Source organism: Intestinimonas massiliensis (ex Afouda et al. 2020) (genome assembly GCF_001244995.1).
Taxonomy (GTDB): Bacteria; Bacillota; Clostridia; order Oscillospirales; family Oscillospiraceae; genus Intestinimonas; species Intestinimonas massiliensis.
This window is the reverse complement of sequence record NZ_LN869529.1, coordinates 2,100,459-2,123,499: the sequence shown is the minus strand read 5'-3', so window position 1 is coordinate 2,123,499 and position 23,041 is coordinate 2,100,459. Positions and strand designations below refer to the sequence as shown.

The following is a 23,041-nucleotide window of genomic DNA, read 5'->3' as shown; positions in this document are numbered from 1 at the left end:
GGACGGCGCGGGCAGGCTGAGGACAAGGGGGACGCTGGAGAGGGGATGGTTCCGGCCAGGTGAGGAAGACATTGCCCACAGGGCAGGTCAGAACCTCCGCCGGAAGCATCCGATCACGCCGGAGCCCTTCCCTTGCCGACATCGCTGCCGCCCTCCTTGTGGGGCTTTACCGCACCAGGTAGCCGTAGTCGGCCCGCACCGCCTGGATCAGGGCCCGCACGTCCGCGGGCAGGCCGCAGGCCGGGTCGGCGGCGTCGTACTCGGCCACCCGGCCGTCCAGGCGCACCAGACAGGTCCCGCTGCCGTCCCCATAGGGAAGGAAGCCCTCATTTTCACTGTGGTCAAAGTCCTCCCGGCTCCAGAACAGGGTGAATTTATCCCGGTAGGGCCGGGAGTCGTAGGGGCAGAAGGTGGCGCAGTTGCCGCATTCGTTGCACATGCCGTCCACGTGGACGATCTGCCGCTGCCGCTTGCCCGGCACCGCCACCGCCACGTTGGCCCGGTTGGGACAGACCTCGGCGCAGGTTTCACACACCGTGGCGCAGCCCAGACAGCGGCTGTCGCCGCAGGTGTGGCAGTCGGCGCACAGATCCCCCCGCCCGGCCAGGGGAGCCTGATGGTCGGGGCCGATGTTGGCCCCGGCGTACTTGCCAAGGTCCAGGGAGACGATGGCGCCGGCGGCCCGGGCGGCGTCGGCGATGGCCTCCACCACTGTGGCGGGGCCCCGTCTGGTATCGCCCACGGCAAAAACGCCGGGGACGCTGGTCTGCATGGTCTCATCCACCACCGGGCGGCCCTTCTGATCCAGGGTGAGGCCGTTGGCGGCCAGGAACGCGCCGTCCACCTGCTCGCCCACGGCGGCGATGACGGCGGAGGCGGGGACGGTCCGGGTCTTGCCGGTGGCCACCGGCGAGCGGCGGCCCGACGCATCGGGGGCGCCCAGCTCCATCACCCGGCAGGTCAGAACCCCGTCCTTCACCCCCACAGGGGAGAGCAGCTCCAGGAACTCCACCCCGTCGGCCAGGGCCAGGGCCAGCTCCTCCTCGTCGGCGGGCATGTAGCGCCGGGTACGGCGGTAGACCAGCCGGACATGCTCCACGCCAGGGATGCGCCTGGCAGCCCGGGCGGCGTCCATAGCGGTGTTTCCGCCCCCGATGACCACCACGTCGGCCCCCAGATCCAGGGAGGCCGGGTCGGACTTGGCCTGCTCCAGGAACGCGAGGACGCCGCGCTCCTCGCCGTACTCCAGCCCGGCGGAGCCCGCCTTCCAGGCCCCGGTGGCGAAGATGACGTGGGTGAAGCCCTGGGACTTCAGCGCGTCGGCGGACTGTACGTCCGCACCCAGGGCAAATTTGGCCCCCATGGCCCGGCACAGGGCCACATCCCTGTCGATGGCCTCGTCCGGGATGCGGAACCCGGGGATGACGTGACGGACGATGCCGCCCAGGGCCTGTCTGCGCTCAAAGACGGTGACGTCGATTCCCTCCCGGGCCAGGAAAAAGGCGGCGGCCAGGCCGGCCGGTCCGCCGCCCACCACGGCCACCCGCTTGCCGGGGACCGGGGCTTTGGGGTGCAGCCTGGGCAGCAGGGCGTCATAGCCGCCCCGGGCGGCCTGCAGCTTCACGTCCCGGATGTGGACCGACTCCTCGTAGTAATTGCGCATGCACTTGTCCGCGCAGTGGTGGGGGCAGATGGTGCCGGTGATGAAGGGCAGGGCGTTGCGCTGGAGGATGATTTCCAGGGCTCGTTCGTGGTCGCCCGCCCCGGCGGCCATCAGATAGGCGGGGATATCCTGCTCAATGGGGCAGCCGCCCCGGCAGGGGGCTTCGAAGCAGTCGATGAGGGGCACCTTCCGGCCGTTCTTCCGGTCGGGCAGGGGCTTGATGGGCTTGCGGCAGGAGGACCCGGTGCGGGCCGCCTCTGCCAGGGCGGCCACCTTGGCGGCGTCCACGCCGGAGAAGGGAGAAGTGCCGCAGTCCATCAGCTCTCCGCCGATCTGGCTCAGGCGCTGGTAGCCGCCGGGCTTGAGGATGGTGGTGGCCATGGTGATGGGCCAGATGCCCGCGTCGAACAGGCCCCGGATGTTGGCAGCGTCGGCCCCGCCGGAGTAGGAGATGCGCAGCCCGCCGTCAAACTCCGCGGCGATGCGCTGGGCCAGGGAGAGGGTGAGGGGGTACAGGGGCCGGCCGGACATATACATCTCCTGGCTGGGCAGTTCTCCTGCCGCCACGTCCACCGGGAAGGTGTTGGTCAGCTTGACGCCGAACTCCAGACCTCGCGCCCGGGTCAGGGCGGTGAGGCGGCGGAACATGGGCACCGCGTCGGCCCACTGGAGGTCCTCCACAAAATGGTGGTCGTCAAAGGCCACGTAGTCGAAACCCAGGTCGTCCAGGGTCCTGCGGGCAAATTCGTAACCCAGCAGGGTGGGGTTGCACTTGACATAGGTGTTGAGCCCCTTCTCGGTGATGAGATAGGTGGCGATGCGCTCGATCTCGTCGGGGGGACAGCCGTGGAGGGTGGACTCGGTAATGGAGGCGGACACCTTGGGGGAGATGGCCTTCACGTAGGCCGCGTCCACCTTCTGGAACCGGTCCAGATGGGCCAGGGTCCAGTCCATACAGGCGTTCCACACAGGAGAGGCGGAGGCGTCCTTCATGCCCTCGATGTAGGCGTCGATCTTCTCGCTGCGGATGCCGGCCAGGTCGTAGCCCACCGACATGTTAAACACAAAGCCGTCCGGGTCGCCCAGGCCCAGCTCTCTGGCCAGCAGCTTGCAGGCGAACCACGCCTTGACGTACTCGTCGTAGGCCTGGGGCACGGTGAGCTCGGTGGACCACTCGCAGTTGTAGCACTCGTCCTCCGCCGTGATGCAGGGCTTGGCCACGCACTTGCTCAGCTCCTCGCCGTCCATGATCTGGACGGTCTTGAGCTCAAAAAAGCGACTTCCGGCGGCGTAGGCCGCTACCAGGTTCTGGGCAAGCTGGGTGTGGGGGCCGGCGGCGGGGCCGTAGGGGGACTCGATCTTCTCGGTAAAGATGGGCAGGGCCTGACCGTTGGTGTGGCGGACCAGCTTGGTGACGCCGAACACGCTGCCGTGGGCGCGGTATTCGGTCAGAATCCAGTCCATGAGCCGACCGAAGGGGATGGGACGCATGATGTCGCTCATAGGATGTTCCTCCTTTTGATGAAAAAGACGATAAAACTCAGTAGGCGCGGTGGTTCAGCTCACCCCAGAGCTTTTTACTCTGCTCCATGGTCCAAGCGTTGACAGCCTCCTCGTCCAGGTTCACAAATTCCCGGTCCCGGTAGACCACCTTGCCGTTGATGACGGTGGTGCGGCAGTTCTTGCCCATCATGCCGAAGAGCATGTGACCGTCCAGGTTCTCCTCCGAGAAGGGGGTGAAGGGCTTGTAATCCATGACGATCACGTCGGCGGCGGCCCCGGGCTTCAGCACGCCCAGGGGTTTTTGGAAGAAACGGGCGGCGATTTTGGCGTTGTTTTGGAAGAGCATCTCCATGGCCTCGCACCAGCCCACATTGGGCAGGCAGGCGTTGTGCCGCTGGATGAGGAGGAAGACCTTCAGGCTCTCCAGCATGTCGTGGGTGTAGGCGTCGGTGCCCATGCCCACCAGAATGCCCTTCTGCATCATCTGGAGCACCGGGGAGCAGCCCACGGCGTTGCCCATGTTGGACTCCGGATTGTTGACCACCATGGTGCCCGTCTCCCGTAGGATGTCCAGCTCGGCGGGGGAGAGGTGGATGCAGTGGCCCAGCAGGGTCTTTTCCCCCAAAATGCCGTTGTAGAGCAGCCGGTTCACCGGACGGCAGCCGTACTTGCGCAGGGAGTCGTACACGTCGTTCATGCCCTCGGCCACGTGGATGTGGAAGCCGGTCATGCCGTCGTTGGCCGCCACCATCTTCTCAAAGGTCCGGTCCGAGAGGGTGAACAGGGCGTGGCCGCCGAACATGGCGCGGATCATGTCGTCGTCCTGCTCCCTGCACCATCTGGCAAAGTCGGCGTTCTCCCGGATGGCCTCGCTGCACTTCTCCATGCCGTCCCGCTCGCTGACCTCGTAGCACAGGCTGGCCCGGATGCCCACCTCCCGACACACATCCTGGATGGCGAACAGGGAACCGGGAATCTCCCGGAAGGAGGCGTGGTGGTCAAAGATGGTGGTGACGCCGTCCCGGATGCAGTCCAGCACCGTGGCGTAGGCGCAGGCCCGGGTGCCGTCCAGGGTCAGATGGCGGTCGATGTTCCACCAGGTGCCCTCCAGCACCTCCAGGAAGTTGGTGGGGTGATTGCCCGTGATGGCCAGGCCCCGGGCCAGGCCGCTGTAGATGTGGGTGTGGGCATTGATGAGGCCCGGCAGAATGATCTGCCCCCGGGCGTCCACAAATTCCGCAGCCGGGTACTTGGCCTTCATGTCGGCCAGGGACCCTACCTCTTGGACGGTGTCGCCGTCGATGACCACCGCTCCGTCGGGCAGGTAGGGACGCTCCTCGTCCCGGGTGAACAGTTTGCCGTTGCCGATCAGCAGCATAGCGTCGTCCTCCTTTTGCATCAGTCTTACCGATGGGTTTCTGGAACAGCCGGATATAAAAAACGCGCGCGGACTGAAGCTCTTCCTTCAGCCCGTGCGCAAAGCACTCCGTTGCAGCCATGATTCCGATGCAGTTTTGGCGGATATCCACAGGAATCTTCCACCTGTCGCCTTCATTTTACCACAGGGCTCAGAGAAACGCAACCCGCTTTTTAGTTAAACTAAAAAATTTTTAGGCCATACAATTTTTGTTGAAATTCTGCCGATTTGTGATATGCTAAAAGGAGGAAGAAAGAAATGGAGGAAAGGCCCCATGCTGAGTGCATCAACGCTGCAGTTTCTGTTCCAGTTGGCCAAGGGGATCTCCAGGCAGTTCGGGCCCAACTGCGAGGTGGTGGTCCACGACCTGGACTCCAACGACCCCAACAGCTCCATCGTCGCCATTGAAAACGGCCATGTCACGGGACGGAAGGTGGGGGACGGCCCCTCTCATGTGGTGCTGGAGGCCCTGCGCAGCGGCAGGGAGAACCTGACCGACCATCTGAGCTACCTGACCCGCACCAAGGACGGCAAGATCCTCAAGTCCAGCACCATCTATGTCCGGGACGACGACGGCGAGGCCATCGGTATTTTCGCCATCAACTACGACATCACCCTCATGCTGGCCATGGAGGAGAATCTGAAGCAGTTCACCGCCACCGACCAGGACCAGCGGGAACCGGAGCGCATTTCCCGCAACGTGGGGGACCTGCTGGATGAGCTCATCGAGCAGAGCGTCAAGATCGTGGGCAAGCCGGTGGCCCTGATGACCAAGGAGGACAAGGTCAAGGCCATCCAGTTCCTCAACGAGACGGGGGCCTTTCTCATCACCAAGTCAGGCGACAAGGTGTGCAGGTTCTTCGGTATCTCCAAGTATACCTTATATAGTTATATCGACGAGGCCAAGGAGTAGGGAAAACGGCGCGGCGGTCCATGGGGGCCGCCGCGCCGCTCTGCGAGGATGCGTGCGATTGTGTTGACAGAATATGTTATACTAGAATAGATGAAGTATGCCCCCACACCTGCTGCAAAGGAGTATGGAAAAAATGAGCGAACGTTATGACGTGGCCATCATTGGCTGCGGCGAGGCCGGGATCTATGCGGGCTACGAGCTGGCGCGGCTGCGCCCCGAGCTGAAGGTGGTGGTGCTGGAGCAGGGCCGCGACATCTACCGCCGGAGCTGTCCCATCGTAGCGGGCAGGGTGAAGGACTGCATCCAGTGCAAGGTGTGCGACACCATGTGCGGCTTTGGCGGCGCCGGGGCCTTCTCCGACGGGAAGTTCAATTTCACCACCGCCTTCGGCGGCTGGCTTACCGATTTCATGCCCGCCAAGGAGGTCATGGACCTCATCGGGTATGTGGATTCCATCAACGTGGGGCACGGGGCCACGGAGGAGATGTACTCCACCGATACTCCCGAGGCCCGGGCGCTGGAGAAAAGGGCCCTGGAGTTCGACCTGCACCTGCTCCAGGCCAAGGTCAAGCATCTGGGGACGGAAAAGAATCTGGTCATCCTCCAGAACATCTATGAGGACCTGCGGCAGCGGGTGGAGTTCCGGTTCAACACCGCCGTGCGGGGCATCCGGCGGGCGGAGAAGGGCTACCGCCTGGAGCTGGAGGGCGGCGCGGAGGTGGCCTGCGGCTGGCTCATCGCCGCGCCCGGCCGCTCCGGCGCCGAGTGGTTCGCCAACCAGTGCAAGGATCTGGGTATCGCCCTCATCAACAACCAGGTGGACATCGGCGTGCGGGTGGAGCTGCCCGCCCGGGTCTTCGAGCACATCACCGACGTGGTGTACGAGTCCAAGCTGGTCTACCGCACCAAGCAGTACGGGGACCAGGTGCGCACCTTCTGCATGAATCCCTACGGCCATGTGGTGGCGGAGAACGTGGAGGGCATCAACACCGTCAACGGCCACTCCTATGCCGACCCGTCCCTCCAGAGCGAGAACACCAACTTCGCACTGCTGGTGTCCAACCGCTTCACCGAGCCCTTTAACGAGCCCTACCGCTACGGCAAGCACATCGCCTCCCTGTCCAACATGCTGGCCGGCGGCGTGCTGGTCCAGCGCTTTGGGGACCTGGTGAAGGGGGTGCGGACCAACGACCACCGCATGAGTAAGTCCTTTACCCGGCCGACCCTGACCGCCGCCGTGCCCGGCGATCTGTCCCTGGCTCTGCCCAAGCGGCAGTTGGACGACATCATCGAGATGATCTACCAGTTGGACAAGCTGGCCCCCGGCACCGCCAACTACGATACTCTGCTCTATGGCGCAGAGGTCAAGTTCTACTCCTCCCGGCTGTCCCTGAGCTCCGAGCTGGAGACCGAGCTGCCGGGCATGTTCGCCGTGGGCGACGGCGCCGGCATCACCCGCGGCCTGGCTCAGGCAGGAGCGTCCGGAGTAAAGGTGGCGCGGGTGATCGCGGACCGGCTGGGAGCGCAGCGCTGAGATGCAAACGGTCACGCGCCGCCCGGCCCTGGGCGGCGCGGTTTCCTTTTTACAGCCGTTATTCATCACCATATGCACCGGCATAATGTAACGAATTTGTAAAGAATGCAGGTTCCACAAGGGTTTTCCACATTGTCCACAGGGTTTTCCACAGACGGTTATGTCAACTTCAACGCGGCTCATATACAGAAATGGTTGACATAAGAGGATGTCAAGAGGAAATTGACGCGCAACTTACACAAATTTTTCTATGAACCCCCAAAGGGTCCGGAGGGAGCTTTATGTCTGATCTCATCGCCGCTATCTCCACTGCCCCGGTGCCCGCCGCCATCGGCATCCTGCGCCTGTCCGGGCCGGGGGCCGTGGAGGCGGTGGACCGGGTATTCCGCGCCGCCCGGGGCGGACCTATGGCCGCCGCGCCCGACCGCAAGCTGGTCTACGGCACGCTGCTGGACGGGCAGGGCAGCCCCATCGACCAGGTGCTGGCCACCGTCTCCCGGGGGCCCAACAGCTACACGGGGGAGGACACGGCCGAGCTCCAGTGCCACGGCTCCCCCATGGTGCTCACGCTGGGGCTGGAGGCCCTTTGCGCTGCCGGGGCCCGCCCGGCCGGGCCGGGGGAGTTTACCCGCCGGGCCTTCCTCAACGGCAGGCTGGACCTGCCTCAGGCCGAGGCGGTGGGAGATTTGCTGGAGGCCCGGACCGACGCCGCCGTCCGGACGGCGGCGGGGCAGTTGGGGGGCGCCCTCTCACGCCGGGTGGAGGCGGTCTATAACGGCCTGGTGGACCTGATGGCCCACTTTCACGCCGTGCTGGACTACCCCGACGAGGACATCGACCCCTTCCGGGCCTCGGAGCTCGCCGCCGCGCTGGCGGCGGCGGCGGACGGGCTGTCGGCTCTGCTGGAGACCTACGACCGGGGCAAGTATTTGGTGCAGGGGGTGCCCTGCGCCATCGTGGGGGCTCCCAACGCGGGCAAGTCCTCTCTGCTCAACGCCCTGCTGGGGTATGAGCGGGCCATCGTCACGCCCATCCCCGGCACCACCCGGGATACCGTGGAGGAAACCGTCCGGCTGGGAGGCGTGCTGCTGCGTCTCATCGATACCGCCGGGCTGCGGAAGACCGAAGACCCGGTGGAGCGGTTGGGGGTGGAACGCAGCCGCAGGGCCATGGAGGAGGCGGGCCTCATCCTGGTGGTCCTGGACCAGTCCCGGCTTGCCACGGAGGAGGACAAGGAGCTGGTCCGGCAGGCTGTGGACCTGGCCCCCACCATTCTGGTCCTCAATAAGGCCGACCTGCCTCGGGGCCTGGATTTCACCGAGGACCTGGATCTGGCCCCTGCGACCCCGGTGAGCGCCAAGACCCGGGCCGGCCTGGAGGACTTGGGGGAGTTGGTGGCCGGCACGTTCCCCCAGCCCGCAGCCGGGGAGGCGGGAGCCGTGCTCACCAATGCCCGCCAGGCCGAGGCCGCCCGCAGGGCCCTGGAGAGCGTGCGCGCCGCATCGGAGGGCCTGGCCCTGGGCATCACCCCCGACGCCGTCCTCACCGATGTGGAGGGGGCCATGGCGGCGCTGGGGGAGCTCACCGGCCGCAGCGTCCGGGAGGACGTGGTGGAGCGGATCTTTGCCCGGTTCTGCGTGGGGAAATAGGGTCCTCCCTCCATTGTTTGCAGGGAATCGGCGGAATTGTTCAGATTTTATTTATGTTTCGTTCACAGCTCATTCATCCTTTCTCCGGGCCGCTGTAGTAGGATAATGACAGGCTGGATGAAGAACAGCGATCACACAAAATCTCCTCTCATTTCTCTCTTTCCCATTCCCTGCACGACAAAAACGCGGGTCTGTTATAACAGACCCGCGTTTTTCCTGTTTCGGGGCAGAAAAGACAGGCGCGCGGCCTGGCCGCGCGCCTGTCTGAAATCCATCAGGTTTTTTCCTCGAAGCTGACGCCGCAGTTGCGGCAGTTCACCGTGATCTTGCCCTTCCCCCTGGGGGCCCGAAGCTGCTGCCCGCAGTTGGGGCATTTGAAGTAGAGGTGATCCTTATCCCGGTGAATGGTGCGCCGGAGCTTCACCCAGCGGATGGCCGGTCCGGCCACCGTCATAAAGCGGGCGTTTTCCCCCCGTCGCCGGACGATGTTCCGGGAGAACATCCGGAAGACAGCCCACAGGATGGGCGCCATCGACAGCAGGGAGAAGAAGGAGTTGTGGAAGACCACAGACAATAAATAGAAGACCAGGTAGAGGGCGAAGAGGAAAACGGAGAGCTGGTCCACGCCATACCGGCCGTACATGAGACGTTGTATGAAGTTCATAGGCGCCCGTAATCTCCCTTCCGCCCTATTTGGATGCACCGCATCCACCACCAGTAATGATAGCGCCTGACGGGGAAACCGTCAAGAAATCAAACGTAAACAATGTGTGAATTGTGCCCCTTGCATTGACAGGGGAAAGCCGTTATACTGATAAAAACGACTTGAGGAGGCGCCATATGGCCCGTATTGACAAAGAAAACTATTATTTGGACATCGCTGAGACCGTACTCAAGCGGGCCACCTGCCTGCGCCGGTGCTACGGCGCCATCATCGTCAAAAACGACGAGATCGTGGCCACCGGGTACAACGGCGCGCCCAGGGGCCGGCGGAACTGTACCGATCTGGGCTACTGCACCCGGGAGGCGCTCCAGGTGCCCTCGGGCCAGCGCTATGAGCTGTGCCGCTCTGTTCACGCGGAGGCCAATGCCATCATCTCTGCCGCCCGCAGCGAGATTTTGGGGGGGACGCTCTATCTGGCCGGACGGGACGCCAAGACCGGCGAGCTGCTGGGAGACGCCACCTCCTGCTCCATGTGCCGCAGGCTGATCATCAACGCCGGTATCTGCCGGGTGGTCATCCGGCGCACTCCCGCCGAGTATGCCGTCGTCCACGTGGAGGACTGGATCCGGGAGGACGACTCTCTGCCGGAGGGGCTCTAGCGCGGCCGACCCCAAGCACAGTGCCCCGGCATCCGGATGCCGGGGCACTGTGCCTTTTGTGCCTTAGAGCAGGGACAAGGCTGACCACCAACCCATATAGAGCAACAGAGCACTCAAAAACATCAGGGCTGTCAGCGGGATGCCGAAGCGGGCCAGATGCTTCGAACCATAATAGCCCTTGCCCTCGCCCAGCAGCAGGACCACATGGTGGAAGGGCAGAAGGAAGTGACCGCACACGGCGATGTAGATGAGCAGGAGCAGAGGCACGGGAGGGGCAACCCCTGCTCCGATGGTCATCAGGCCGGGCACCACCACAGACATAGTCGTCACATTGCTGCCCAGAACCATGTGGAGCAGCATCGCGGTCAGGAGGACCACCACTGCATACCGCCAGGAAAAGGAGGAGGGAAACAGGACCATAAAACGGGAGAAGAGGATATCGGCCACGCCGCAGGCCTTCAGAACACCGCCGATGGCAAAGGCGGCGGTCAGAAACACCAACAGCTTGACATTGACCGACTTGCAGTCGGGAAGCCTTAAGAGCCCAACCGCAAACATCAGAGCAGTACCCATGGCAACGGTGACAGTGCCGCTGACGCCGTGCAGGTCCTCCACGGCCCAAAATACCACTACGGCGAGAATCAGAATCAGATACTTCTTCTCCCAAGACGTGAGGCGCAGCGTTTCCTGCTGCCCGGCCACACCCCCGCTGTACTGGGTCAGCTCCTTCCGGAACAGCAGATAGAACAGTGCCGTGGCCAGCGACAGGAAGGCCGCCGTAGGAACGGTCATATAGCGCATCCAGGCACCCTCGCTCATTGAGATGCCTCCCATGGTCAGAAGAGCATTGTTGAGGATGATGTCTCCCCGGAGCAGGAGCATGTTGGTCAGCACGGAAAGTATGAACAGTGCGGCCATCAGGATGGGCTTGAGCGCCTTTTCCCGCTGTACACACTCCAGTGTGTCAAAATAGCTGGCATAGATGGAGGAGAGGATGATGATACGGGAGAAGGGCTGTGGAATGATAAAAATCATTACGAAGGCGGACAGCACCATGGACAGCAGGAGTCGAAGGGGCGTCCGTGCGAACCGCCCCAGAAGCGGCTGGAGCAGCTTGCCTGTTAGACCGCTGTTGGAGATGCCCTGAGAGAATAGGAACGAAAACACGATCATGAGGAAGTTCTCCGACAGTGGAAAGGTAAAGATCGACCGGACAGGCGCCCCGCTGAACAGGAGGAACACCAGCAACAGGAAGCTGGAGGCTAAAGTGCGCTCCACCACGCCGGAGACCCACCAGAAGATGGTTAAAATCAGGGCGGCCAAGATACCGCCTTGAAGCCAGTCCATGCCGAAGGGACGCAGAAGTAGAATCAGCAGGGGTGGCAACAGGGTCAGCAGGAGGGAGAGAGGTTTTTTAACGGTCACACGGCTACCTCCTCTTACGGCGGGCCGGGCTCATAGATGCAGCCCCATGGGTTCGGCCCGGAAGATGCGCGCGTCCATCTGCTTAAGCTCCGGGGAGAGGATGGGGTGAAAAGCCATGTGGAGGAGGATATCCCTTTCCAGATCGATGCCCGGAGCGATTTCCACCAGCATGGGACCTTCCGGGGTCAGGCGGAATACCGCCCGCTCGGTGATGTACATGACCTCCTGGCCGCTCTCGTTGGCGTAGTCGGCGGAGAAGGTAATCTGCTGCACCTGGTCCACGAACTTGACGCCGGTGCCCTCTTGGACGATCTTCAGCTTTCCATTGGCGATCTCGGCCTCCAGTTTACCGGAGGTGAAGGCCCCCACATAGAACACCCGGCGGGCATTCTGGGAAATGTTAATAAAGCCCCCGGGCCCCGTGCAGCGAGTACCGAACCGGGAGACGTTGACATTGCCCCGGCGGTCAATCTCCGCTGCGCCCAGGAAGGTCATGTCCAGCACACCGCCGTCGTAGAGGTCAAAGGTGTCACAGATGCTGTAGATGGCCTCGGCGTTGACGGCGGCGGCAAAGCCCACGCCGTCCACCGGAATGCCTCCTACGGGGCCGGATTCTAGGGAAAGGGTCATCTGGTTGGCGATGCCCTCCTCATTGGCCACGTTGGCTATGCCGGAAGGAATCCCAATGCCCAGGTTGATGAGGCAGCCCGGACGCAGCTCTATGGCGGCCCGGCGGGCAATCACTTTCCGGATATCCAAGGGCATGGGAGGCAGCGCGTCAGTGGGCACTTGGACTTCGCCGGTGAGTTCCGGGCGATAGTGGGAGCAGGCGTAGCCCTGCAGATGATTTCCTGGCCGGGCCTTGACGATATAATCCACCAGGGAGTTGTGAATGCGCACTTCCTTTGGGGGAATCGTGCCGCGCTTGACGATTCCTTCCACCTGAACAATAACGGTACCGCCGCCGTTGTGGACGGCAGAGGCCAGTTCTAACTGGGCGTCGGTGAGCGCCTCGTGCCACATGGTAATGTTTCCGTCTTCGTCGGCATAGGTGCCGCGGATCAGGCAGGCGTCGATGTGGAAGGAGGGGTAGAACAGGTATTCCCGCCCTTCCATCTCGACCAGAGATACTACCTCGCGCGCTTGCTCCCGGGCCTTGTCGTTGGCCTTGCAGCCCTCCACCCTGGGATCGGCGAAGGTGCCCAGGCCAATGTGGGTGAGGACGCCGGGCTTCTTCCCGGCGATGGCCCGGTAGAGGTGCATCACCACGCCCAGGGGGATGGTGAAGCCGGCGATCTCATTGCCGCCCACCATGTTGGCGATGCAGGGGGCGTTGCCCAGATGCCCGGCGATGATGGTGTCCAGAAGGCCGGGGGCCTTCAGCCGGTTAAAGCCGATGTCCTCGGGCTTGTTGTTGCCGCCGCTGATGCCGGCCACTACCGTCAGCCGACTGGGATGGCCGGTTTCGGCGTATTGGCACGCCAGCGCCTCCAGCAATTCGTCAGAGGGGCCGTAGGAGCCAAAACCGCCGATGCCCAGGGTCATGCCGTCCCGGATCGTGGAGACGGCCTCCCGGGCGGAGACGATCTTTGCCATATGATTCCCACCTTTTCTTAGGGCGCGGAGAGAAGACCTCTCCGCGCCTGTTGATGTTCCGTCCGATTGCAAGCTGCCGCTACACCATGAACATGACCAGCGGCGCGCAGTAGGTAATGATCAGGATGGCGATGATCATGGTCACGATAAACGGTATGATCTCCTTGAACATGGCTTGGATCTTCACCTTGGCCACGGCGGCGGCGGTGAAGAGGCATACGCCGAAGGGCGGGGTCAACAGGCCGATGGCCGTGTTGGCGGTGATGATGATGCCGAAGTGGACCGGGTCCATCCCCATGGCGGTGACGACGGGCAGGAAGATTGGGGTGCAGATCAGGATGATGGCGCTGGTCTCCATAAAGGTGCCGGCGATGAGCAGGATCAGGTTGATGAGCAGCAGGATGACAAAGCCGGGCATCTGGAGGCTTTCGAAGCCAGAGAGGATCATCTGGGGGATCTTGGCGTAGGAGATGACCCAGGCGAAGAGCTGGGCGTTGGCGATGATGAACATGATCTTGGCCGCGCCTACGGCGGCGTTTAGGAACACCTTGGGGAGGTCGCGCCAGCGCATCCCTTTATAAATAAAGGTGCCCACCAGGATGGAGTAGAGTACGGCTACCACGGCGGACTCGGTCGCGGTGAAGATGCCGCCGAATACGCCGCCGATGATGATGACGGGGGTCAGGATGGCCCACACGGAGGAGTCGCAGACCTTGGCCCACAGGCCCATGGGCTTCTGTTCCTCCTGCACTCGGACGGCCACGCCGCCCTTGGCCTCCGCGGCCGCGCCGGTAGAGGCGGAGACGTGTCTGCGCTCCTCCTCTCCGGAGTTCCCGGCGATGGTGCCGCGATAACCCCGGCGGCGGGCGATGATATAGGAGACGGCCATCAGGGCCGCGCCCATGATGATGCCGGCGGGGATGCCGGCCTTATAAAGCCCCGTGATGGAGCAGTTGGCCAGTACACCGTAGACGATGAAGGAGATGCTGGGGGGGATGATGACGCCGATGGGGGAGGCGGCGCCCACCACCGCGCCGGCATACTCCTTGCTGTAGCCGCTGGCCACCATGGAGGGCACCATGATGGCGCCCATGGCGGCGGCGGTGGCCACGCCGGAGCCGGAGATGGCGGCGAAAAACATGCAGGCGATGATGGTCACGATGGCCAGACCGCCGTGGATGTTGCCCACCAGCTTGCTGCACAGCCGGACGATGCGCTTGGCCAGACCGCCCCGGTTCATGATGTCACCAGCCAGGATGAACATGGGGATGGCGATGAAGGAGACGGAGTCCAGGCCCACGAAGAGCCGCTGGATGATAATCAGGGGGCTGATGCCGCTGCCCAGGATAAACACGATGGCCGCACTGCCCACGGTGACGGCCACCGGGACGCCCAGCAGCAGCAGGACGATGGCCGTGACAAAGAAGACAACGATCATGGGATCTCCTCCTCTACCGCCTCAAGGGCCTCCGTGACTTCATCCTTGACCGCCCCGTACTTCTCCCTGCGGAAGACGGCGACGAGGTGGCGCAGAGCGTAGATTGCGATGAAGACCATTGTGATGGGGAAGATGATATAGATGAAGTTCATGGGGATCTTCATGTTGGGGGAGGTCTGCATGGCGGCGGTTTCCAGGATGTCAATGCCGAATTTGAAGACCACGCCGCAGTAGACCAGCATAATGAGGAGCTGGACGACCTTGAGTACGGGGGCCACCTTGGGCATCATCTCCTCCAGGGCGTCTACGGCCACGTGGATGCCCTGCTTCGTACACACCACGGCTCCCACAAAAACCATGACGACCATCATGTACCGGGCGGATTCCTCCGTCCAGGAAAAGCCGGTGTTAAAGACATAGCGGGAGATGACCTGCACCGAGAGGGAGAATAGCATTCCAATGAGGAGCACAGCCGCCAGCGCAAAGCATATCTTCTCAATGAAGTCCAGGACTTTATCGACTGTTTTCATATTCAATTCCACCATTCATCCTGAAATGGGGCCTCATCCCTCCTCCATAGGGGGGATGAGGGGGGATGAGGCACGGTTTGGGAGGGACGACTAGCTGTTGAGGGCCTGGATCTCCGTGAGGTAAGTGGTGTCGTACTCCTTGCCGAACTTGTCGTACACGGGCTGGACGACGGCCTTGAAGGAGTCCACGTCCACGTCCTCCACGATGGTGACACCCTTCTCGCGCAGGAAGTCCTTCACGCCGCTCTCGGTGGCCTGCTCGGACTCGGTCTCCTCAAGGCCCGCCTCTAGGGCGGCGGTGCGGATGATCTCCTGCATATCCTCGGGCAGGCCCTCCAGCACCTTGGTGCCGATGACCATGTCGAAGAAAGCGAACATGTGGGCCGTCTCTGAGACGGTGTTCTGGACCTCGTAGACCTTCTCCTCCTGGATGACCAGGTAGGAGTTCTCGTGGCCGTCGATGGTGCCCTGCTGCAGGGCGGTAAAGACCTCACCGAAGCTCATGGCCTGGGGGTTGGCCCCGAAGGCGGTAAAGGTATCCACGTAGACGGAGGACTCGATGACACGGAGCTTCAGGCCCTTGATGTCGTCCAGGTTGCGGATGGGCCGGTCGTTGGTGGTGACGTGGCGGAAGCCGCGGCCCGCCAGGGAGAGGACGGTGAGACCCACGCTGTCGCCCTCGCTCAGCATCTGGGTATAGATGTCGCTGTCAAAGAACTTGTAGCAGTGATCCCAGTCGGAGATCAGATAGGGGAGGTCCAGCGTCAGGTAGGCGGGGACAAAGTTGGTCAGCGGGGAGGTGGTGGTGACTGCCATGTCCAGGGTCCCCATCTGGATGGCCTCCAGCAGCTCCCGGTCCGCGCCCAGCACGCGGTCTCCGTAGACCTCGATCTGGATGGCGCCGTTGGTGCGCTCATCCACCCGCTCCTTAAAGCGCATGGTGTAGGTGTTCAGGGGGTTGGTCTCGTTGCCCATGTGACCCAGCTTCAGGATCAGGGGGTTTTCGGGGGTGGGGCCGCTCTGGTCGCCGCTCTGGACCCCGGCGTTGGCGCTGGACTTCGGGTCGTTGGCGGCGGGCTGCTTGCCGCCGTCGCCGCCGCAGGCGGCCAGGGAGGCCATCATCGCGGCCACCAGGATCAGTGCAAGGACCTGATTAAACTTTTTCATTTCGTCCCTCCGTGTATACTATTTGTTGATTCTTCGTCGAAGACTATAGTTCGTATTTGCGGTGGGGGTAGGTCTGCTGATAAATGCTGACCAAGTAGTAGAGGGTCTTGGTCACGGGGACCTCCATCCCGAGGGCCTCGGCCTCGTGGACCACGGCGCCGTTGATAAACTCCACCTCGGTCTGCCGGCCTTTCAGTACGTCCTGAAACATGGACGGACAGTGCTCGAAGTGGGTGGTGAGAAGTTCATCCACGTTTTTGTGGACGTGGTTCCCGTCGGCCCGGATGCCCTTGGCGTGGGCCACGGAGATGACCTCGCTCACGATGGTGTGGGCCAACTCCATGCCCTCCTTCGTCTGGCCCAGGTAGCCCTGGGGCAGAAGGGTGGCGGAGGTCAGGGTGTTGAGAGCGGCGTTGAAGGCCACCTTCTCCCAGATCGCCTGGAACACGTCAGCGGTGAGCTCCGGGTTGAGCCCCGCCGTCCGGAAGATCTCGTAGAGGGCCTGGACCGCGGGGGTGGTCTTGCCGGAGACCGTCATCATGCGGGTGACTCCCGCACCGCCGGTGGAGATCTCGCCGTTTCCCACCAGGTCGGAGGGAAAGTTGGTGGTCCCGATGATGATGTGGTCGGGATCGGCGTACGCGCCCATGACCTTCTCATGCCCCAGCCCGTTCTGGAAGGAGATCAGCTGGGTCTCGGGCCCGATGGCCCCCGCCAGGGAGCTCAGCGCGCCGGCGGAGTAGATGCTCTTGGTGAAGACGATGACTGCATCGGCCACGCCCCGGTACTCCTCTGCCCGGCAGGCGGAGATGGGCACGGACTCCTCCCCGCTCTCCCGCCTGACCAGCAGGCCCCGTTCATTGATGGCCTCCATGTGGGGAACGTTCACGTCGATCAAGGTGACTCCCTGGCCGGACTGCTTGAGCTGGGCCCCGTAGAGGCAGCCCATGGCGCCCGCGCCCAATACGGCAAATTTCATCTCTGCCTCCTGTTCCGGCGCTAGGCTTCTGCCCTGCTCTTGATGATCTCGTAGCGGGCGGCCACCTGCTCCTTCAGGGCCTGGAGCTGCGCGTCGCTCATGCCGCGGAAACGGCGCTGCGGCTTGATATAATCCTCCACCTCGCCCAGCTTTTTGGGGACCTGGCTGATCTTCACTTTACCGCTCTCAAACTCCATGAGCAGCCATGCGCCGCTCTGCACCGCTTCGCGGGCCAGTTCGATGCTTTTAGCAAAGGGATAGCCCCAGCCGGTGGGACAGGGGCACTGGATGTGGAGCACGCTGGTCCCCACGGTCTCCCGGGCCTTCTTCACCTTCCGCTTCAGGTCAGGCAGATTAGCGATGGAGGCGGAGGCGGCGTAGGGTACGTCATGGGCCATTACGATTCGCATCAGATCCTTGCTCTGTCCCAGCTTGCCCGCAGGGGTAGTGGTGGTCCACCCGCCAGCGGGGGTGGAGCTGCTGCCCTGGATGCCGGTGTTCATATACGCCTCGTTGTCGTAGCAGATGTAGAGGATGTTCTCGTTGCGCTCCATGGCGCCGCTGAGCGCCTGTAGGCCAATGTCCACAGTAGCGCCGTCACCAGCGAAGGCCACGACTTTGGTGTGAGTATTGCCCTGGTGCCGGAAGCCGTTGGCAATGCCGCTGGCGATGGCGGCCGAATTTTCCAGGTTGCCCTGGATGCCGGGGACTTTTACGCTGCCCTCGATGCCGCTGCCAGAGAACATGGCCGAGCATCCGGGAGGGATGATAAGGACAATGTCCTCACCCAGTGCCTCCATTACATTACGCATGATGAGCTCCAGGCCGCAGCCCTGACAGGTGCTGACGCCGTGGGTGACCAGGCCTTTGGATTCTGCCATCATCTTATACATCAGTCTTCCTCCTCCCAAATCTCCATCCGGATGTCCATGGGGTCCTCCTTGACGTCGAACCACTGGCCGTGCTCCTTGGTTTTGCCTGACTTGATGTCCAGCAGCTCCCCAAAGATCTTTTCAAAGGAGTGATTGGAGATGTCGCGCCCGGCCAAGCCGCCGATGTAGCTGCGGATGTCGCACGGTGCGCCGTAGAGGGCGGCGGTGACCTCAGTACACACCGGGGGCTGGATGCCGCCCAGACCGGCGGACCGGTCCATCACGCCGATGACGGGCACGTGGGAGAGATACTTCCGAACGGCCTCCGTGGGGAAGGGGCGGAACATGACGATCTGGAGCGCCCCGGCCTTGACGCCCTTGGCCCGGAGCTGGTCCACCACGTAGCGGGCGGTGCCGGACATGGAACCGATGGTGACCACGGCCACCTCGGCGTCGTCCAGCATGTAGGGCTTCACGATGTCCAGGCTGCTGCCGAAGCGCTGGTTGTACTCGGCAAAGACCTGGGGGGCCAGCCTGGCCGCCTCCTGGAAGCCCACCATCTGCTGGTAGCGCATCTCCGTGTACTCGTCGGTGGGGGTCAGGTCGTTGACAAACATGGGGTCCATGGGGTCCAGGTACATGTTGATGCGCTGATACTCGCCCACGAAGTCAAAAGCATCGGCATCCTCAGGGACATGTACCTTCTGCATAGAGTGGGAGAGGAAGAAGCCATCCAGACAGACCATGGAGGGGGTAAGCACATCGGGATGTTCACTGATGCGCATGGCGGTCAGGTAGAGGTCCAACACGTCCTGCACGGTTCCGGCGTAGAACTGGAGCCAGCCGGTGTCCCGCTCGGCCATGGTATCCTGGTGGTCGCACCACAGGGACCAGGGTGCCACCAGGGAGCGGTTGACCACGGGCATGACCATGGGGATGCGGCAGCCGCTGGTGACACCGCAGACCTCGTGCATCAGGGCGAGGCCCACGGAGGAGGTGGCGGTGGCGGCCCGCACGCCGGTGAGCTGGGCGCCTACGCAGACGCTCATGGCGGAGTGCTCGGACTCCACGCGGACATACTCGGCGTCGATACGGCCCTCGGCCACCTCGTCGGACAGGTGCTCGGCGATGGAGCTCTGGGGGGTGATGGGGTAGGCGGCGATCACGCCGGGCTTAACCAGGCGAATGGCTTCTACAGCTGCGCCGTTGCCGTCAAGCATTTTGATGGGCATTATTCTCCGCTCCTTTCATCCACCAGTTTCATGCAATGCTTAGGGCACTCGTTGACACAAATGCCGCAGCCTTTGCAATAGCGCCAGTCGATCTCCACCGGCACGTCCCCGGTCTTGTGTATTGTGATAATATCCGCAGGACAGGACCGGGCACAGGTGCCGCAGCGAATGCAACCTTCTGCGTCCACAACCGGACGCTCCAGCCGCCAGCTCCCGGTATTGGCAGCGGCAAACACCAGAGAACAGGGGCCCAGGATTCTACGATTTTTCGGTGTGCTCATAGGCGTCTCTTGCGGCTTTGACATTTTTCTCCCCTACCTTTCCAAAACTATCGTTGATCGCGTGCTCCACCGCAGCGATGTCCACTACGCCCGTCCGGGCCAGAGCGCCTAGCATGGCGCTGTTGGGAATGGATAGCCCAATGTTCCGAAGGGCTGCGCCCGTGCCATCGCTCCAGTAGATTTCTTTGAAGCCGTACGTCTTGCGGTACTTTTCCACGACGTCCGCGCTGTTGGTATTCAGTACCAGAATAGTGCCGTCGTGGCAGCCCTCGCCGACGTTTACATTTTTCTCCATGATGGTCTCGTCAAATACAACTACAATGTCGGGCTCGTAAACATAGCAGTTGAGCATCACCGGCTCTTTGTCCACAATGATGTGGGCGTATACTGGTGCACCCCGGCGCTCGTGGCCGTAAGCCGGTACCGTGATGGCGTACTCGTCCTGATAGATGGAGACCGCTTGGGAAAGTACCTTCGCTGCCGTGACCGCGCCCTGTCCACCGATCCCGTAGAACTTGATGCGATACATGGATAACTCCCCTTTCATTAATTGTTCCTATTATCGGTATAATATTCCGATATAGTTAACTTTTTTTAGACCGCATAGGCGGTCTTCCTTCTAAAACGTGCCATTGCCCCCAATTTTTCCGAATAACGGTACAATATTCCGGATAATTGTTATTTTTTTAGGCCGCAAAGCGGTCCAATTCAAAATGGTTTTCTTTTAATCGTCGCCAGTATAGCAAAACTTTTCTGGGATGTCAATGCATACGGAAAAATTCCTGTTTTATTTCTGCAAAATATATATTTTGACGAAAAAAGAGGGACGAGACGAAACAGTAAAACCGCAAAACCATTGGGAGGCAATGGGCTTGCGGCTTTACAGGTAGGAAGAAAGCTCATGCTGCACTTCCCGGAGTCGTCGGAGAATGGCAACATGGTTCTTCTTCATGAACTTGGTCTGTCCGCTGAGGGAGATGGCAGCAGTGATTTGCCCGCCTGCATTCAGAAGCGGAACGGCCATACAGGACAACCCCAAGTTGGACTCCTCATTGTCCAGCGCATAGCCCTGTTGGCGGATGCGCTGTGCCTCCTCCAGAAAGACATCGGGATCAGTGATGGTCTGTTCCGTAAAACGGACCAGAGGCTGTGTGCCCAAAAACTCCTGGAGAAACTGCTCGCTGCTATAGGCCAACAGGCATTTACCTGTGGCACAGGCGTGGATGGGCAGGGAGGTTCCCACACGGGAATTCATATAGACTATGGGGCCCCTCGTTACCTTGCAGGTGATGAGAGCGGCGAAATGATCTAGGACCGCCATATGGGCACTAACCTGGAATTCTTGGCTAAGGGTCCAGAGGTAGGGCTCTACCAACTGCACAATCTCGTTGCGCTCCTGAGCCAAACTGCCCCAGTATACCAGTTTTAGGCCCAGACGGTACTTCCGGGTCTGGGGGTTCTGGCGCAGATAGCCGAATTCCACCAGGCTACTCACCAACCGGGCCGCCACAGCCTTCCCCACACCGATGTCAGCCGCCAGCTCGGTAATGCCCAGTTCCTCCTCCTGTCCAAAGCATTCCAGCAACCGCAGGGCATTGACAACGGTTTGACTTACTTCCTTTGCCACGGTACACTTCCTTTCTTGCTATTAAATTACATACATTCTAGCTTGGCATGTTCTTCCTGTCAAGCAAAATGCCGGGAAACCCAGGAATGCCGGCATGGCTGGGAAGCAGCGCTCCTGGCTATGAGGTCCTTCTTTAGGGTGCGAAAGTTCTTGACAGAAAAGCATCATCGTTTTACAATATAAATGGCTAAAACTGAAGAACTCCGGGGGAGGTTTTTCACAAATCGTGTGGGATTATCCTACACGACTCATTTTATGCAATTCCATTCCGAGCCAACAAAAATGAAACAGGAGGTGTGTCCCTAACTTATGCCGTGGTTATACGCCCTGATTGGCATCATAGTCGGGCTGGTCATAGGCATCTTCGCCGGCATCCAAATCCGCAAGAATATTTCCGAGAAGGAGATCTCCAGCGCGGAGGAAGAGGCCAAGCGCATCATCAACGAGTCCATCAAGAGCGCCGAGAGCAAAAAGCGGGAAGCGTTGGTGGAGGCGAAGGAAGAGATCCTGAAGGCCCGTAACGAGTATGAGAAGGAAGTCAAGGAGCGCCGCAGCGACCTGCAAAAGCAGGAGCGGCGGCTCCAGCAGAAGGAAGAGACCCTGGACCGCAAGACCGACAACATCGAGAAGAAAGAGGAGACCCTCGCCCGGAGGCTCAGCGAGCTGGAAGAGGCCCGGGAGGAGGTCGCCACCGTCAAAAAGACCCAGATGGAAGTGCTGGAGCGCATCTCCGGCTTCACCGCCGAGGAGGCCAAGAACTATCTCATCTCCCAGTTGGAGACCGAGGTCACCCATGAGTCGGCCATGAAGATCAAGGAGATCGAGGCCCGCTTTAAGGAAGAGGCCGACACCATGGCCCGGGAGATGATCTCTCTGGCCATCCAGCGCTGCGCCGCCGACCACGTGGCCGAGGCCACCGTTTCGGTGGTACCCCTGCCCAACGACGAGATGAAGGGCCGCATCATCGGCCGCGAAGGCCGCAACATCCGCACTCTGGAGACCCTCACCGGGGTGGATCTGATCATCGACGACACGCCGGAGGCCATCACAGTCTCCTGCTTCGACCCCGTCCGCCGGGAGATCGCCCGGATCGCCCTGGAAAAGCTCATTCTGGACGGCCGCATCCACCCCGCCCGCATCGAGGAGATGGTGGAGAAGGCCAAGCGGGAGGTGGACGCCACCATCAAGGCCGAGGGCGAGCGGGCCGTGTTCGAGACCAATGTCCACGGCCTGCACCCCGAGCTGGTCAAGCTGCTGGGCCGCATGAAGTACCGCACCAGCTACGGCCAAAACGTGCTCAACCACTCCATCGAGGTCTCCCACGTGGCGGGCCTGCTGGCCGCCGAGATCGGCGCCAACGTGGCCGAGGCCAAGCGGGCGGGTCTGCTCCACGATCTGGGCAAGGCCATCGACCACGAGGTGGAGGGCTCACACGTGGCCATCGGTGTGGAGCTGGCCCGGAAGTACAAGGAGTCTGAGGCCATCGTCCACGCCATCGAGGCCCACCACAACGACGTGGAGCCCAAGACGGTGGTGGCCTGCCTGGTGCAGGCGGCCGACGCCATCTCCGCCGCTCGCCCCGGCGCCCGGCGGGAGAATTTGGAGAACTATATCAAGCGCCTGGAAAAGCTGGAGGAGGTCACCTCTTCCTTCCCCGGAGTGGAAAAATCCTACGCCATCCAGGCCGGCCGCGAGGTCCGCATCATGGTCAAGCCCGAGCAGGTCTCCGAGGACCAGATGGTCCTGCTGGCCCGGGACATCGCCAAGAAGATCGAGGAAGAGCTGGAGTATCCCGGCCAGATCAAGGTGCATGTCCTGCGGGAGACCAAGGTCATCGAGTACGCCAAATAAGGAAGCGGGGCCCGAAGGGGTCCCGCTTTTTTTAAGAAAGG

The 23,041-nt window shown here is 61.9% G+C and carries 19 protein-coding genes; 5 read left to right on the top strand and 14 right to left on the bottom strand.

Annotated elements, in window-relative coordinates:
- Nucleotides 1-166 precede the first annotated feature (166 nt).
- Together ygfK and ssnA are read right to left on the bottom strand one after the other, a co-directional pair.
- The gene (gene ygfK, locus BN2154_RS14205) at nt 167-3,166 is read right to left on the bottom strand and encodes a putative selenate reductase subunit YgfK (RefSeq protein ID WP_050619403.1); all 3,000 of its coding nucleotides are present in this window, start codon (nt 3,164-3,166) and stop codon (nt 167-169) included.
- A 37-nt stretch (nt 3,167-3,203) separates the two neighbouring features.
- Nucleotides 3,204-4,544: a putative aminohydrolase SsnA gene (gene ssnA, locus BN2154_RS14200; RefSeq protein ID WP_050619402.1), complete on the bottom strand. Its 1,341-nt coding sequence runs from the start codon at nt 4,542-4,544 to the stop codon at nt 3,204-3,206.
- Nucleotides 4,545-4,857: 313 nt separating this feature from the next.
- Here ssnA and BN2154_RS14195 point away from each other — a divergent pair, with 313 nt between their 5' ends.
- The 3 genes from BN2154_RS14195 to mnmE all read left to right on the top strand — a co-directional run bounded on the left by BN2154_RS14195 (nt 4,858) and on the right by mnmE (nt 8,679).
- The gene (locus BN2154_RS14195) at nt 4,858-5,496 is read left to right on the top strand and encodes a helix-turn-helix transcriptional regulator (protein WP_050619401.1); all 639 of its coding nucleotides are present in this window, start codon (nt 4,858-4,860) and stop codon (nt 5,494-5,496) included.
- Between the two features lie 133 nt (nt 5,497-5,629).
- Nucleotides 5,630-7,030, top strand: a complete 1,401-nt coding sequence (locus BN2154_RS14190; RefSeq protein ID WP_050619400.1) for an NAD(P)/FAD-dependent oxidoreductase — start codon at nt 5,630-5,632, stop codon at nt 7,028-7,030.
- 281 nt (nt 7,031-7,311) lie between these two features.
- Entirely contained in the window at nt 7,312-8,679 is a 1,368-nt protein-coding gene (gene mnmE / locus BN2154_RS14185; protein WP_050619399.1) for a tRNA uridine-5-carboxymethylaminomethyl(34) synthesis GTPase MnmE, read from the top strand.
- A gap of 274 nt (nt 8,680-8,953) precedes the next feature.
- On the opposite strand, the gene BN2154_RS14180 is transcribed toward mnmE, so the two are convergent.
- On the bottom strand, nt 8,954-9,343 hold the full coding sequence (locus BN2154_RS14180) for a hypothetical protein (RefSeq protein WP_050619398.1): 390 nt from the start codon (nt 9,341-9,343) through the stop codon (nt 8,954-8,956).
- Between the two features lie 176 nt (nt 9,344-9,519).
- Between BN2154_RS14180 and BN2154_RS14175 the strand changes: the two genes are divergently transcribed.
- Nucleotides 9,520-10,002 carry a deoxycytidylate deaminase gene (locus tag BN2154_RS14175; RefSeq protein WP_050619397.1) on the top strand — a complete coding sequence of 161 codons (483 nt, stop codon included), beginning with the start codon at nt 9,520-9,522 and terminating at the stop codon, nt 10,000-10,002.
- A gap of 63 nt (nt 10,003-10,065) precedes the next feature.
- On the opposite strand, the gene BN2154_RS14170 is transcribed toward BN2154_RS14175, so the two are convergent.
- From BN2154_RS14170 to BN2154_RS14125, 11 genes are all read right to left on the bottom strand, one after another.
- Complete coding sequence (locus tag BN2154_RS14170; RefSeq protein WP_050619396.1) at nt 10,066-11,427, bottom strand: SLC13 family permease; 1,362 nt, start codon at nt 11,425-11,427, stop codon at nt 10,066-10,068.
- Between the two features lie 30 nt (nt 11,428-11,457).
- On the bottom strand, nt 11,458-13,023 hold the full coding sequence (locus tag BN2154_RS14165) for an acyl CoA:acetate/3-ketoacid CoA transferase (RefSeq protein ID WP_050619395.1): 1,566 nt from the start codon (nt 13,021-13,023) through the stop codon (nt 11,458-11,460).
- A 79-nt stretch (nt 13,024-13,102) separates the two neighbouring features.
- A complete protein-coding gene (locus tag BN2154_RS14160; protein ID WP_050619394.1) occupies nt 13,103-14,461 on the bottom strand; it encodes a TRAP transporter large permease in 1,359 nt (452 codons plus the stop codon).
- Complete coding sequence (locus tag BN2154_RS14155) at nt 14,458-14,991, bottom strand: TRAP transporter small permease (protein WP_195892362.1); 534 nt, start codon at nt 14,989-14,991, stop codon at nt 14,458-14,460. The genes BN2154_RS14160 and BN2154_RS14155 overlap by 4 nt, the downstream gene beginning before the upstream one ends.
- Nucleotides 14,992-15,081: 90 nt before the next feature.
- Nucleotides 15,082-16,158: a TRAP transporter substrate-binding protein gene (locus BN2154_RS14150; protein WP_050619392.1), complete on the bottom strand. Its 1,077-nt coding sequence runs from the start codon at nt 16,156-16,158 to the stop codon at nt 15,082-15,084.
- Between the two features lie 43 nt (nt 16,159-16,201).
- Entirely contained in the window at nt 16,202-17,137 is a 936-nt protein-coding gene (locus BN2154_RS14145) for a ketopantoate reductase family protein (protein ID WP_050619391.1), read from the bottom strand.
- Between the two features lie 20 nt (nt 17,138-17,157).
- Nucleotides 17,158-18,030 (bottom strand): thiamine pyrophosphate-dependent enzyme, encoded by an 873-nt coding sequence (locus tag BN2154_RS14140; RefSeq protein ID WP_050619390.1) that lies wholly within the window; start codon nt 18,028-18,030, stop codon nt 17,158-17,160.
- Nucleotides 18,030-19,241 (bottom strand): pyruvate ferredoxin oxidoreductase, encoded by a 1,212-nt coding sequence (gene porA, locus BN2154_RS14135; RefSeq protein WP_050619389.1) that lies wholly within the window; start codon nt 19,239-19,241, stop codon nt 18,030-18,032. The genes BN2154_RS14140 and porA overlap by 1 nt, the downstream gene beginning before the upstream one ends.
- Complete coding sequence (locus BN2154_RS15535; protein ID WP_094762528.1) at nt 19,241-19,522, bottom strand: 4Fe-4S binding protein; 282 nt, start codon at nt 19,520-19,522, stop codon at nt 19,241-19,243. The genes porA and BN2154_RS15535 overlap by 1 nt, the downstream gene beginning before the upstream one ends.
- The gene (locus BN2154_RS14130) at nt 19,500-20,051 is read right to left on the bottom strand and encodes a 2-oxoacid:acceptor oxidoreductase family protein (protein ID WP_050619388.1); all 552 of its coding nucleotides are present in this window, start codon (nt 20,049-20,051) and stop codon (nt 19,500-19,502) included. The genes BN2154_RS15535 and BN2154_RS14130 overlap by 23 nt, the downstream gene beginning before the upstream one ends.
- Before the next feature lie 351 nt (nt 20,052-20,402).
- Nucleotides 20,403-21,149, bottom strand: a complete 747-nt coding sequence (locus tag BN2154_RS14125) for an IclR family transcriptional regulator (protein ID WP_050619387.1) — start codon at nt 21,147-21,149, stop codon at nt 20,403-20,405.
- A gap of 309 nt (nt 21,150-21,458) precedes the next feature.
- Here BN2154_RS14125 and rny point away from each other — a divergent pair, with 309 nt between their 5' ends.
- Nucleotides 21,459-23,000 carry a ribonuclease Y gene (gene rny, locus BN2154_RS14120; protein WP_050619386.1) on the top strand — a complete coding sequence of 514 codons (1,542 nt, stop codon included), beginning with the start codon at nt 21,459-21,461 and terminating at the stop codon, nt 22,998-23,000.
- The last annotated feature ends 41 nt before the right edge of the window (nt 23,001-23,041 follow it).

What these genes read in the sequence shown, in the direction of transcription:
- ssnA (WP_050619402.1), bottom strand. Translation starts at nt 4,544, where the DNA reads ATGCTGCTGATCGGCAACGGCAAACTGTTCACCCGGGACGAGGAGCGT.
- rny (WP_050619386.1), top strand. Translation starts at nt 21,459, where the DNA reads ATGCCGTGGTTATACGCCCTGATTGGCATCATAGTCGGGCTGGTCATA.
- BN2154_RS14195 (WP_050619401.1), top strand. Translation starts at nt 4,858, where the DNA reads ATGCTGAGTGCATCAACGCTGCAGTTTCTGTTCCAGTTGGCCAAGGGG.
- BN2154_RS14140 (WP_050619390.1), bottom strand. Translation starts at nt 18,030, where the DNA reads ATGTATAAGATGATGGCAGAATCCAAAGGCCTGGTCACCCACGGCGTC.
- BN2154_RS14175 (WP_050619397.1), top strand. Translation starts at nt 9,520, where the DNA reads ATGGCCCGTATTGACAAAGAAAACTATTATTTGGACATCGCTGAGACC.
- BN2154_RS15535 (WP_094762528.1), bottom strand. Translation starts at nt 19,522, where the DNA reads ATGAGCACACCGAAAAATCGTAGAATCCTGGGCCCCTGTTCTCTGGTG.
- BN2154_RS14145 (WP_050619391.1), bottom strand. Translation starts at nt 17,137, where the DNA reads ATGAAATTTGCCGTATTGGGCGCGGGCGCCATGGGCTGCCTCTACGGG.
- BN2154_RS14190 (WP_050619400.1), top strand. Translation starts at nt 5,630, where the DNA reads ATGAGCGAACGTTATGACGTGGCCATCATTGGCTGCGGCGAGGCCGGG.
- BN2154_RS14160 (WP_050619394.1), bottom strand. Translation starts at nt 14,461, where the DNA reads ATGATCGTTGTCTTCTTTGTCACGGCCATCGTCCTGCTGCTGCTGGGC.
- BN2154_RS14150 (WP_050619392.1), bottom strand. Translation starts at nt 16,158, where the DNA reads ATGAAAAAGTTTAATCAGGTCCTTGCACTGATCCTGGTGGCCGCGATG.
- mnmE (WP_050619399.1), top strand. Translation starts at nt 7,312, where the DNA reads ATGTCTGATCTCATCGCCGCTATCTCCACTGCCCCGGTGCCCGCCGCC.
- BN2154_RS14165 (WP_050619395.1), bottom strand. Translation starts at nt 13,023, where the DNA reads ATGGCAAAGATCGTCTCCGCCCGGGAGGCCGTCTCCACGATCCGGGAC.
- ygfK (WP_050619403.1), bottom strand. Translation starts at nt 3,166, where the DNA reads ATGAGCGACATCATGCGTCCCATCCCCTTCGGTCGGCTCATGGACTGG.
- BN2154_RS14155 (WP_195892362.1), bottom strand. Translation starts at nt 14,991, where the DNA reads ATGAAAACAGTCGATAAAGTCCTGGACTTCATTGAGAAGATATGCTTT.
- BN2154_RS14180 (WP_050619398.1), bottom strand. Translation starts at nt 9,343, where the DNA reads ATGAACTTCATACAACGTCTCATGTACGGCCGGTATGGCGTGGACCAG.
- BN2154_RS14130 (WP_050619388.1), bottom strand. Translation starts at nt 20,051, where the DNA reads ATGTATCGCATCAAGTTCTACGGGATCGGTGGACAGGGCGCGGTCACG.
- porA (WP_050619389.1), bottom strand. Translation starts at nt 19,241, where the DNA reads ATGCCCATCAAAATGCTTGACGGCAACGGCGCAGCTGTAGAAGCCATT.